9 protein-coding genes are annotated in these 11804 nt (G+C 71.9%); 4 read left to right on the top strand and 5 right to left on the bottom strand.

Annotation, left to right across the window (positions count from 1 at the left end; translation table 11 throughout):
• Window positions 1–126: 126 nt before the first annotated feature.
• From NW895_RS19620 to NW895_RS19600, 5 genes are read right to left on the bottom strand one after another with little or no spacing between them, the layout of a single operon-like run.
• Window positions 127–1437 (bottom strand): DUF58 domain-containing protein, encoded by a 1311-nt coding sequence (locus NW895_RS19620; protein WP_289937012.1) that lies wholly within the window; start codon window positions 1435–1437, stop codon window positions 127–129.
• Window positions 1437–2426, bottom strand: a complete 990-nt coding sequence (locus tag NW895_RS19615) for a MoxR family ATPase (protein WP_289937032.1) — start codon at window positions 2424–2426, stop codon at window positions 1437–1439. Before NW895_RS19615 ends, NW895_RS19620 begins: the two co-directional genes overlap by 1 nt.
• Window positions 2426–3619 carry a DUF4350 domain-containing protein gene (locus NW895_RS19610; RefSeq protein WP_289937011.1) on the bottom strand — a complete coding sequence of 398 codons (1194 nt, stop codon included), beginning with the start codon at window positions 3617–3619 and terminating at the stop codon, window positions 2426–2428. The genes NW895_RS19615 and NW895_RS19610 overlap by 1 nt, the downstream gene beginning before the upstream one ends.
• Window positions 3616–4386: a DUF4129 domain-containing protein gene (locus tag NW895_RS19605; protein ID WP_289937010.1), complete on the bottom strand. Its 771-nt coding sequence runs from the start codon at window positions 4384–4386 to the stop codon at window positions 3616–3618. The genes NW895_RS19610 and NW895_RS19605 overlap by 4 nt, the downstream gene beginning before the upstream one ends.
• Window positions 4387–4390: 4 nt before the next feature.
• A complete protein-coding gene (locus tag NW895_RS19600; protein ID WP_289937009.1) occupies window positions 4391–5773 on the bottom strand; it encodes a glycerophosphoryl diester phosphodiesterase membrane domain-containing protein in 1383 nt (460 codons plus the stop codon).
• A gap of 140 nt (window positions 5774–5913) precedes the next feature.
• On the opposite strand from NW895_RS19600, the gene mtnA reads away from it, so the two are divergent.
• From mtnA to NW895_RS19580, 4 genes are all read left to right on the top strand, one after another.
• The gene (gene mtnA, locus NW895_RS19595; protein ID WP_289937008.1) at window positions 5914–7056 is read left to right on the top strand and encodes an S-methyl-5-thioribose-1-phosphate isomerase; all 1143 of its coding nucleotides are present in this window, start codon (window positions 5914–5916) and stop codon (window positions 7054–7056) included.
• Between the two features lie 133 nt (window positions 7057–7189).
• Window positions 7190–7879, top strand: coding sequence for a two-component system response regulator MtrA (gene mtrA, locus NW895_RS19590; protein ID WP_004987303.1), 690 nt, complete (start codon window positions 7190–7192; stop codon window positions 7877–7879).
• 1 nt (window position 7880) lies between these two features.
• Window positions 7881–9932, top strand: coding sequence for an MtrAB system histidine kinase MtrB (gene mtrB, locus NW895_RS19585; RefSeq protein ID WP_289937007.1), 2052 nt, complete (start codon window positions 7881–7883; stop codon window positions 9930–9932).
• A complete protein-coding gene (locus tag NW895_RS19580) occupies window positions 9922–11763 on the top strand; it encodes an LpqB family beta-propeller domain-containing protein (protein ID WP_289937006.1) in 1842 nt (613 codons plus the stop codon). Before mtrB ends, NW895_RS19580 begins: the two co-directional genes overlap by 11 nt.
• Window positions 11764–11804: the final 41 nt, after the last annotated feature.

Genomic DNA, 11804 nt, shown 5'->3' with positions numbered 1-11804 from the left:
GTACTGCAGGGGGGACCCTGTGGGAGAGTAGGACGCCGCCGAACAAATATTGGGAAAACCCCGCACCGTACCGGTGCGGGGTTTTTCGCGTTTCTGGGCCGTCTCCTCTCCCCCCGGCCCCGTCTCTTACAGACGTCCCGCCGCCTTGAGCGCCAGGTAAGCATCAGCGAGCGCCGGTGCCAGCTCGTCCGGTGTCGCGTCGACGACCGTGACGCCGTGGCGGCGTAGTTGTTCCGCAGTGCGATCACGCTCGGTCTGGGACTGGGCAGCGGCAGCAGCCTCGTACACCGCTTCCGTGCGTCCTCGTGCCTTGGCCATCTGGGCGATGTGTGGGTCTGCTACTGAAGCCAGCAAGATGGTGTGGCGTTGGGTGAGCTGGGAGAGGACAGGGAAGAGGCCCTCCTCGATGGGAGCCGTGTCGAGGGTCGTGAACAGCACGATCAGGGAACGGCGTGGGGCCGTACGGAGTGCCGTGGCGGTGAGGCCTCGGGCGTCCGTTTCGACGAGCTCCGGTTCCAGCGTCGCCATGGCGTTGACCAGGGACGGGAGGACGTCGCCCGCCGTGCGGCCCTGGACGAGAGCGCGTACCCGGCGGTCGTAGGCGAGGAGGTCCACACGGTCGCCGGCACGGGATGCCAGGGCGGCCAGGAGGAGTGCCGCGTCCATGGACGCGTCGAGGCGGGGGGCGTCGCCCACGCGGCCTGCAGAGGTGCGACCCGTATCGAGGATGAGGAGGATGTGGCGGTCGCGTTCCGGGCGCCAGGTGCGGACCGCCACTGCGGACTGACGGGCCGTGGCACGCCAGTCGATGGAGCGGGTGTCGTCGCCGGGGACGTACTCGCGCAGGCTGTCGAATTCCGTGCCCTCGCCGCGGGTCAGGACGCTCGTGCGGCCGTCGAGTTCCCGGAGGCGGGCCAGTTTGGACGGCAGGTGCTTGCGGCTGGTGAACGGAGGGAGCACCCGTACCGTCCAGGGGACCTTGTGCGTGCCCTGGCGGGAGAAGAGGCCGAGAGGGCCGTACGAGCGGATCGTCACGCGGTCGGCTTGGCGGTCGCCGCGGCGGGTCGGTCGCAGGTGGGTGGTCACGCGTCGGCGTTCGCCGGGCGGCACTGTCACGCGGTGGCGGGAGGCCGCTGTTTCCGTGCCGGGCTGCCAGCTGCTGGGCGGCCAGGCGTCGCGGAGGTGGGCGCGGAGCGGGCGGCGGGACGGGTTGGTGACCGTGAGGGTGACGTCGGCGGTGTCGCCCAGGCGTACGGAGGTGTCGCCGGAGCGGTTCAGGACCAGGCGGCGTACGGGGGCTGCCAGGGCGAAGTCGCAGGCGCAGGCGACGGCCAGGGGTGCGTTGACCGCGAGGATGCCCGTCCAGCTGGGGTCCCAGATGCCGACGGGGAGGGAGCCGAGAGCCGCGAGGAGCGCGGCGCGTCCGGTGAGTGCCATCAGCGGGGGACGGGGGCGTGGGCGAGGATCGCGTTGATGACGGAGTCGGCTGTGACGCCCTCCATTTCGGCCTCCGGGCGGAGTTGTACGCGGTGACGGAGGGTGGGCAGGGCCAGGGCCTTGACGTCGTCGGGGATGACGTAGTCGCGGCCGGTCAGCCATGCCCACGCGCGTGAGGTGGCCAGGAGGGCCGTGGCACCGCGGGGAGAGACGCCGAGGGTGAGGGACGGGGATTCGCGGGTGGCTCGGCAGATGTCGACGACGTAGGCCGTGATCTCGGGGGAGACAGCTGTCTTGGCGACCGCGGCGCGGGCTGCTTCCAGGTCGGCCGGGCCCGCTACGGGGCGTACGCCGGCGGCGTGCAGATCGCGAGGGTTGAAGCCCTCGGCGTGGCGGGTGAGGACGTCGATCTCGTCCTGGCGGGAGGGGAGCGGGATCGTCAGCTTGAGGAGGAAGCGGTCCAGCTGGGCTTCGGGGAGGGGGTACGTGCCCTCGTACTCGACCGGGTTCTGGGTCGCGGCGACCAGGAACGGTTCGGGGAGGGGGCGGGGGGTGCCGTCGACCGTGACCTGACGTTCCTCCATGGCTTCGAGGAGGGACGACTGGGTCTTCGGGGGCGTGCGGTTGATCTCGTCGGCGAGGAGGAGGTTGGTGAAGACCGGCCCGGGCTGGAAGGAGAACTCGGCGGTGCGGGTGTCGTAGACGAGGGAGCCCGTCACATCGCTCGGCATGAGGTCCGGGGTGAACTGGACCCGCTTGGTCTCGACGTCGAGTGCGGCGGCGAGGGCGCGGACGAGCAGCGTCTTGGCGACTCCGGGGACGCCTTCGAGGAGGACGTGGCCGCGGCAGAGGAGGGCCACGACGAGGCCGGTCACGGCGGGGTCCTGGCCGACCACGGCCTTGGCGATCTCGGCGCGCAGGGTCTCCAGGGAGGCTCGGGCGCTGCCCGCGTCCCCGGTCTGCCCGGCGTTGTCAGTGGTCGGGTCCATCATGGACGGCGTACCTCTCTTTCGAGGGCGTCGAGTTGGTCGGCGAGTGCGATGAGTGCTGCGTCGTCGCTGGGCGGCAGGCCGAAGAGGAGGGGTTGCAGGGACTGTCCGCCGCCGTGGAGGTGGGCGGACAGTGCGGGGAGCAGGGCCTCGGGCGCGTGCGCCTGGGATACGGGGACACCTACGAGGGGGGCGAGGCGCGTGCGGGTGGTGGAACGAAGAGCGGCGGCCGCGCGGTCGCGGGCGTTCGCTTTGCGGTAGAGGCGAGCGCGGCCTTCGACGGTTTCGGAGGCGCGGATCGCGACGGGGAGTTTTTCGGGCACGAGGGGGCCGAGCCGGCGTGCCCGCCACAGGGCGGCGAGGGCTGCGGCGATGAAGAGCTGCAGGGTGCCCCAGAGCCAGCCCGAGGGGAGCAGGTCGAAGAAGCCGCGTTCGTCGTCGGTGTCGGCGGCGGACGCGTCGGAGAGCGAGGGGAGGTACCAGACCAAGTGGGGGCGGGAGCCGAGGAGTTGGAGGGCGAGCGAGGCGTTGCCCTGCTCGTCGAGACGGTCGTTGTAGAGGATGTCGGGCGAACCGAGGACGACGGTGTCGCCGCCGGACTCCTCCGGAACGCGCAGCAGGGTGGGGAGGCGCTCGCTGGGGTAGCACTCGTCGGCGTCGAGGTGGGTGGTCGTGTAGCGGATGCCGCCCGTGTCGGCGGTGCCCGCGCGCCGGGCGGCGGGCAGGTCGCAGTCGGGGGACAGTGTCGAGTCGAGGCTCGTGGCGGGGTCGGCGGTGACGCCGGGGGCGAGCCGTTCGACGGAGGGGCTGCCGGGGGCGAGGAGGACGGTACGGCCGCCGGATGCGGCGGTGGCCGAGCGCAGCGCGGACTGTTGAGGGCGCGTCAGGAGGTCGGGGGCGGCGACCAGGAGGGTGCTGTCCGGTCCGGCCGCGGCGCGGGCCGCGTTCAGGGTGGTGACCACGCGCGTGGACACGCCCCGGTCGGCGAGGAGTTCGGCGACGGCACGGCTGCCGTAGGGGTCGGCGGAGCGCGGGTCGAGTGCGCCGTGCCGGGCGTCGGAGCGGATGACGGCGATCGCGATGGCGGCCGTGAGGAGCAGCAGGAGGGCGAGGACGATGCCTCGCGCGCGGGTCCATACCTGGCGTGCGGTGGGCGAGGCCGAGGTGGACGGGAGCGTGGCCTCGGTCGTCATCCGGCGGCTCCCTGGCGGGCGTTGGCGGCTGTGCTGTGGTCGCTGCTGCTCGTGAGCTGTGGTTTGGTGCGCTCCAGGTCGCGGTCGAGGTCCGTGATGCGGTGGTACGACTGCTCGGTCGCCGCTCGCCCGCCGTACGTGACGTCGTCGAAGTCCTGGGCGGCGGTGCGCAGTCGGTCGGTGTGGGAGGGCAGGGCGCGGCCGGCTTCCGCGGCGGCCTCGTCCGCGGTGCGGCCGGGGCGGACGTCGAGGAGGGCGCGTTCCTCCAGGGCGCGGACGATGGCCCGCATGCGTTCCTGGACGGCCTGGCTCCAGTGGCCCTGGGCGGCGTGCGCTTCGGCGGCCGCGCGGTGCTCGGCGGCGCTGCGGGGGCGGTCGTCGAACAGGGCGGCGGACGAGGTGGGTTGGCGGCGTGGAGTGCCCAGGCGCCACCAGAGGGCGCCGAGGACTGCCAGGACGGCGACGATGATGACGACGAGTCCGAGTGTGCCTCCGGGGGTGGCGGCCGAGGCGGAGCTGAGCAGTTTGTCGACCCAGTCCCAGAAGGCGTTCAGGGCGCGCTGGAACAGGCCGGGGTCGTTCTCGTGGTACATCCGCTTGGACAGCTCGCGTCGTGCCGCCTCCCGCGCGGGATCACGTGGGATCGTCAGCGGTGGTTCGTCGCCGGATCGCGACAGTGACAGTACGGAGGCGTCGCCGGCGCGCAGCAACGCCCGTACGGCGGTGCGCGGCAGCGCCTCTGTGAGAACTCCCCCCGCCGTGCTCACCGCATCAGCCCCCAGGGGTGGGGCCGGGAGTGCTGGGCCCGTAGCCCTGGACACCGGCGGCGCGGGCCAGTTCGAGGTCGAGGGCCTCGCGGCGGATGCGCTGGTCGATGTAGAGGAGCACGGTGACGCCCGCGGTGATCGGGAAGGTGATCGTGGAGCCGATCACCGAGCCGATCGCGCTGACGATGAGGAACGTCCAGTCGACCTCGCTGGCCGCGCCGGTGAGGAAGCCGCTGATGCCGCCGCCGCTCAGTGCCGCCGCGAGGAGCGTGAAGGGGATGACGACGATCGCCCCGACGATGCCGGCGATGAGCCCGGCGAGCAGCTGGATGCCGAAGACCCGCCACCAGGAGCCGCGGACCAGCTTCGCGGAGCGGCTCATCGCCTTCCGGATGCCCTGCTTCTCCAGCATCAGCGCGGGGGAGGACAGGGAGAAGCGCATCATCAGCCACAGCGCGACGATGCTGGTGCCGAAGCTGCCCAGGATGGCGAGCGCGATGCCTGCCTCGGTGCTCGCGGTGAGGGACACGAGGATGCCGGGCAGGGCACCCGCGGCGATGATGCCCAGGGCGATGAGCAGCAGCAGGAAGATCAGGCCGAAGAGTCTCGGCACTTGCGGGCGGGCGTCCCGCCAGGCCTCGCCTGTGGTCACCGACTTGCCGAGCACCGCCCGGCTGGTGACGGTCGTGAGCAGGGCGGTCGCCACGACGGTGCCGATCGTGGAGATCAGGAAGAGGACCGCGGAGCTGAGCATGCTGTCGGCCATCGCGCGGCTCAGCTCGTCCAGGGTGGCGCTCGGGTCGTTGAGGGTCTCGCTGTTGGTGTTGTTCAGGACGAGGCCCTGGAGCAGGACGGCGACGACCTCGGTGAGGACGGCGACGGTCAGGGAGATGCCGAGGACCGTGCGCCAGTAGGTGCGCATGGTGGAGACCGCGCCGTCGAGGATCTCGCCGACGCCGAGGGGGCGGAGGGGGATCACGCCGGGCTTGGCCGCGGGCGGGGGACCGCCCCAGCCGGTGCCCCAGCCGCCGTATCCGCCGGGGCCGCCGTAGGGGCCGCCGGGACCTCCAGGGCCGTAGCCGCCGCCGGGGCCTCCGTAGCCGGCTCCGGGGGCGCCGGGGGGCGGGGCGCCCCAGCCCGGGCCGGGTGGTGTGGGTGGGGGAGCCTGCGTCGGGCCCGTGGGGCCGGTGGGCGCGGACCACTGGCCGGGTGGCGGCTGCTCCTCGGACCACTTCGTGCCGGGGTTCGTCGGCTCCGGGCCCGGCTGGTCCGCGGGCTGCGCGGGGCCGGGGCGGTCCGCGGGCTCGGCAGGGCGGCCGTATGCGCCGGGCTGCTGCCCGTCGGACGGGGCGGATCCGGGCGAGGCCCAGCCCGGAGTGTCGTTCATCGTCGCTCCTTCACGGTGCCCGTCCGCGGTCGCGGCGGCAGGTTGGCAGACATCGTGCCATGGGGTGGTCTTCGAGGGACCAGGCACGGTAAGGGCTGCACACCTTCAATTGTCCGCTGGAAAAGGGGCAGACTGGCCGCATGGCTGATCAGTACGCGCAAACCAGCGAGCAGAAGCGGCCGACCGAGATCCCCGCGATCCGCTGGGAGGAACCCCCCGAAGGCCCGGTGCTGGTCCTTCTCGACCAGACGAGGCTGCCGGCCGAGGAGGTGGAGCTGGTCTGTACGGACGCACCCGCGCTGGTGGAGGCGATCCGCTCGCTCGCAGTGCGCGGTGCGCCGCTGCTCGGAATCGCGGGGGCGTACGGTGTCGCGCTCGCCGCCGTGCGGGGCTTCGACGTGGAGGAGGCGGCGACGGCGCTGGCGGGCGCCCGCCCCACCGCGGTGAATCTCGCCGTCGGTGTGCGCAGGGCCCAGTCCGCGTACCAGGCCGTGCTGGCCAGGAGCGGTGATGCCCGGCAGGCCGCCGAAGCCGCGCTGGGTGCGGCGCGGGCGCTGCACCGGGAGGACGCCGAGGCCAGTGCCCGTATGGCCGAGCACGGGCTGGCGCTGCTGGACGAGTTGCTGTCCGGTGGCGGGCACCGCATCCTCACGCACTGCAACACGGGGTCGCTGGTGTCCGGCGGTGAGGGCACCGCGTTCGCCGTGGCTCTGGCGGCGCATCGGGCGGGGCGGCTCAGGCGGCTGTGGGTGGACGAGACGCGGCCGTTGCTGCAAGGCGCTCGCCTGACGGCGTACGAGGCGGCCCGCAGCGGTATGGCGTACACCTTGCTCACGGACAACGCGTCGGGTTCGTTGTTCGCGGCGGGGGAGGTGGACGCGGTGCTGATCGGGGCGGACCGCATCGCGGCCGATGGTTCGGTGGCGAACAAGGTGGGGAGCTATCCGCTCGCGGTGCTGGCGCGGTACCACCATGTGCCGTTCATCGTGGTGGCGCCGGTGACGACGGTGGACCTGGACACGCCCGACGCGGCGTCCATCGAGGTCGAACAGCGCCCCGGGCACGAAGTGACCGAGGTCACAGCGCCCCAGGTGCAGGTGACGGGAGCGGGAGGCGGGATTCCGGTGGCACCGCTGGGAACCCAGGCGTACAACCCGGCGTTCGACGTGACACCGCCCGAGCTGGTGACGGCGATCGTCACCGAGGAAGGCGTCGTCTCGCCCGTCAGGGCCGATGCTCTTGCCGAGATGTGTGCCAGGTCACGCCGGGTGGCGACGAGCTGAGACGTGGCCGTCCCGCCGCCCGTCACGGCCTCAAGACCTTCGGGCGAGGGCAGACAGTAGCGACCCCGTACGACTATCGTCACTGGTCAGTGAGCTTCCCCACCAGCGCGCCTATCACTGTTATGAGAATGGGATGATGTCGTTTATGAAGGGACGAGTCCTTGTCGTCGACGACGACAGCGCACTGGCCGAGATGCTCGGCATCGTGCTGCGTGGTGAGGGTTTTGAGCCGTCTTTCGTAGCCGACGGCGACAAGGCGCTGGCCGCTTTCCGGGAGACCAAGCCTGATCTGGTGCTGCTCGATCTGATGCTGCCCGGGCGGGACGGTATCGAGGTGTGCCGCCTGATCAGGGCGGAGTCCGGGGTGCCGATCGTGATGCTCACGGCCAAGAGCGACACCGTGGATGTGGTGGTCGGCCTGGAGTCCGGGGCTGATGACTACATCGTGAAGCCGTTCAAGCCGAAGGAGCTCGTGGCCCGGATCCGGGCGCGGCTCAGGAGGTCGGAGGAGCCGGCGCCGGAGCAGTTGGCCATCGGTGACCTCGTCATCGATGTGGCCGGTCACTCCGTGAAGCGGGACGGGCAGTCGATCGCGCTGACACCGCTGGAGTTCGATCTGCTGGTCGCGCTCGCGCGCAAGCCGTGGCAGGTGTTCACGCGTGAGGTTCTGCTGGAGCAGGTGTGGGGTTACCGGCACGCGGCGGACACCCGTCTGGTCAACGTGCATGTGCAGCGGCTGCGGTCCAAGGTCGAGAAGGACCCGGAGAAGCCGGAGATCGTGGTGACCGTCCGTGGTGTCGGATACAAGGCAGGGCCCAGCTGACATGTCCGGTGACAGTGCCGCTTCGGCGCCCGGCCGGTCCCGGGCCCGCGCGGAGCGGCCTGTCGGCCGGAAGAACGCGGGCTCCCGCTGGGGGCGTCTTCTGGAGAGCGGGTTGCTGCAGGGGGGCGTCCAGGGCAGCCCGGTGATCCGCCTGACCATGCGCTGGGTGCGTCGCCCGCTGCTGCCGGTGATGCGGCTGTGGCGGCGCAACATCCAGCTCAAGGTCGTCGTCACGACCCTGCTGATGTCGCTCGGCGTCGTCCTGCTGCTGGGCTTCGTCGTCATCGGGCAGGTGCGCAACGGCCTGCTGGACGCCAAGGTGAAGGCGTCGCAGAGCCAGGCCACCGGCGGGTTCGCCGTGGCCAAGCAGAAGGCCGACGAGGCGGCCAGCGTGACCGGCGACGACGACGCCTCCGTAGACGGTCGCTCCTCGCAGAACGTCATCCAGTGGATGAGCGACCTGGTGGAATCGCTCTCCAGCGGTGGCCAGGGCGCCTTCGAGGTGGTCACGCTTCCCGCGGGCGACGACAGCGGCGTCGGACGCGGTCCGCGCGCCTCCCCCTACGTCGGCCCGACGGCGAGCGTGCCCGAGGCCCTGCGTGAGCGGGTCGGCGACAGCACGGCGGCGGCCCAGAGTTACACCCGGATCATCTACACCGACGGCAGGGAGTCCCAGCCGGCCCTGGTCATCGGCAAGCAGATCAACGACCCGAACGGCGACCCGTACCAGCTGTACTACCTCTTCCCGCTGACGCAGGAGGAGAAGTCGCTGAGCCTGGTCAAGGGCACGCTCGCGACGGCCGGCCTCTTCGTCGTCGTCCTCCTCGGGGCGATCGCCTGGCTCGTGGTGCGGCAGGTCGTCACCCCGGTGCGGATGGCGGCGAGCATCGCCGAGCGGCTGTCCGCCGGGCGGCTGCAGGAACGTATGAAGGTCACCGGCGAGGACGACATCGCGCGGCTCGGCGAAGCCTTCAACAAGATGGCGCAGAACCTGCAGGTGAAGATCAACCAGCTGGAGGACCTGTCGCGGATGCAGCGGCGGTTCGTGTCCGACGTGTCGCACGAGCTGCGTACGCCGCTGACGACCGTGCGGATGGCCGCCGACGTCATCCACGAGGCGCGGGAGGACTTCGACCCGGTGACCGCGCGGTCCGCGGAGCTGCTCGCCGACCAGCTGGACCGGTTCGAGTCGCTGCTCGCCGACCTGCTGGAGATCAGCCGCTTCGACGCCGGCGCGGCGGCGCTGGAGGCGGAACCGATAGACCTCAGGGATGTCGTACGGCGGGTCGTCGAGGGGGCCGAGCCGCTCGCCGAGCGCAAGGGCACGCAGGTGAAGATCGTCGGTGATCAGCAGCCCGTCGTCGCCGAGGCCGACGCCCGTCGGGTGGAGCGCATCCTGCGCAACCTCGTGGTCAACGCCGTGGAGCACGGTGAGGGCCGGGACGTCGTCGTCAAGCTCGCCGCGGCCGGCGGCGCGGTGGCGGTCGCGGTGCGCGACTACGGTGTCGGGCTGAAGCCCGGCGAGGCGACCCGCGTCTTCAGCCGCTTCTGGCGGGCCGACCCGGCACGCGCGCGTACCACCGGTGGTACGGGCCTGGGGCTGTCGATCGCCCTGGAGGACGCGCGGCTGCACGGCGGCTGGCTGCAGGCGTGGGGGGAGCCGGGGGGCGGCTCGCAGTTCCGGCTGACGTTGCCGCGTACCGCGGACGAGCCGCTGCGGGGCTCCCCGATACCGCTGGAGCCCAAGGACTCGCGGCGCAATCGTGGACTGGACGACGCCGGTCTGCCGAGCGGAGGGGACAAGGCCGTCACCGTGCCGGCGCAGCAGTCGGCCGCTCAGGCGGTGCTGCGGCCGGCCCGGGACCCGATCACGCCACGGATGGCCGCCGTGCCCCCGACGGCCGATCCGACGGCACTGCCCGGCAACGGCGCACGCGTGGTGCCCCGGCCCGCCTCGCCCGCGCGGCGGCAGGAGGACACGGAGGCGGCGAGCCGCACGGAAACGGGGTCGCAGGACTCGGACAGGCAAGGGGAGGCATTTCGTGGGCGCTGACCGCGAGGGGGGCGGCCGGCGGAAGGCGCTGCGCGCGGCGGTGTATGCCGCCTGTGGTGTCGTGGTGCTGGCCGGGTGCGCTTCCATGCCCGACAGCGGGGATCTGCGGGGCGTGGAGTCCACGCCCCGGCAGGACACGCAGGTGCGGGTGTTCGCGATGCCGCCGCCTGAGAACGCCTCGGCGCCGGACATCGTGCAGGGCTTCCTGGAGGCGCTGACCAGCGACGATCCGAACTATGAGACGGCGCGGAAGTATCTGACTCCGGAGGCCGCCAAGACGTGGCGGCCGGAGTCGTCCACCACGGTGCTCGCAGGCGGCCCCGGGACCACGTCCGAGCACTCGGGAAACCGGGAGGACGCCAATGACTACTCGGTCACCCTGACCGGCGCCAAGGTCGCCACGGTGAACGCGCAGCAGTCGTACACGCCCGCCGACGGGCCGTACAGCCAGCCAGTGCACCTCACTCGGGACGGGAAGAGCGGGCAGTGGCGCATCGACGTGCCGCCGCCGGGCGTCGTCATGGGCAAGTCGGACTTCCAGCGCAACTACATGTCGGTCAACAAGTACTACTTCGCGTCGAACGTCGCATCGAACGACGAGGCCGATCCGAACGCGCAGCCGGCGGTCGTCGCCGATCCCATCTACCTGCGCGAGCGCGTGGACTCCATGACCCAGGTCGTGCGCTCCGTCCTCAGCGGGCCCACGAGCCTGCTCCGGCACGTCGTCAGGTCGAGCTTCCCCACCGGTACGGCGCTGGAGAAGGGCGCCGCCCCGCTGACACCCGACGATCGCAACAAGCTGACGGTGCCGCTGAACGACAGGGCCGCCCGGGTGGGCCAGGACACGTGCGACGAGATGGCGGCCCAGCTGCTGTTCACGCTGCAGAACCTCACCCCCGCGGTGGACGAGGTGGAGTTGCGGGCGGGGAATGCGCCGCTGTGCTCGCTCTCCGAGGACCGGCTCCAGACCGTCGCGACGCACGGTTCGGCGCAGAGCCCCACCTACCTGTACTTCATCGACGGCAAGCACCGGCTGGTACGGATACCGGCGGGCAGAAGCGACACCACGCCGGAACCGGCGCCGGGGGCGCTGGGCGAGGGTGACACGGCGATGCGGTCGGTGGCGGTCTCGCGCGACGAGCACACCGCGGCGGGCGTGAGCCTCGACGGCAAGGCGCTGTACGTCGGGTCGCTGGTGTCGGGCGGCTCGCTCGGGGATCCCGTGCTGGTCAGCCACGGGCGGACGGAGGACGACCGGCTCACGCCGCCCAGCTGGGACGCGCGGGGTGATCTGTGGGTCGCCGACCGGGATGCCGCCGACCCCCGGCTGCTCCTGCTGCAGAAGGGCGCCGGTGACCCGGTCGAAGTGAAGGTTCCGGGGCTGGACGGGCGTATCCGGGCCGTACGGGTGGCTGCCGACGGGGTGCGGATCGCGCTCGTGGTGGAGAAGGACGGCAAGGGGTCCCTGCTCATCGGGCGGATCGAACGGGACGAGCGGTCGGGCGAGCGGCCCGCCGTCACCGTGCTGGAACTGCGGTCGGCGACTCCGGAGCTGGAGGAGGTCACGGCCATGTCCTGGGCCGGTGACAGCCGGCTCGTGGTGGTCGGGCGCGAGCACGGGGGCGTCCAGCAGATGCGGTACGTCCAGGTCGACGGCTCCACTCCGGAGGCACCGGCGCCGGCTGCCCTGACGGGTGTGAAGGAGATCGCCGCGTCCGAGGACGAACGGCTGCCGCTGGTGGCCTACTCGGAGGACGGGATCGTGCGGCTGCCGTCCGGGGCGCAGTGGCAGAAGGTGACGGAGGGGACGGCGCCGGTCTATCCGGGGTGAGGTGCTGACGCACCAGCGGTGAGGCGCTGAAAGGAGGCGGC

The organism is Streptomyces sp. S.PNR 29, from assembly GCF_030386795.1.
GTDB lineage: Bacteria > Actinomycetota > Actinomycetes > Streptomycetales > Streptomycetaceae > Streptomyces.
This window is presented reverse-complemented; position numbering and strand designations above follow the sequence as displayed.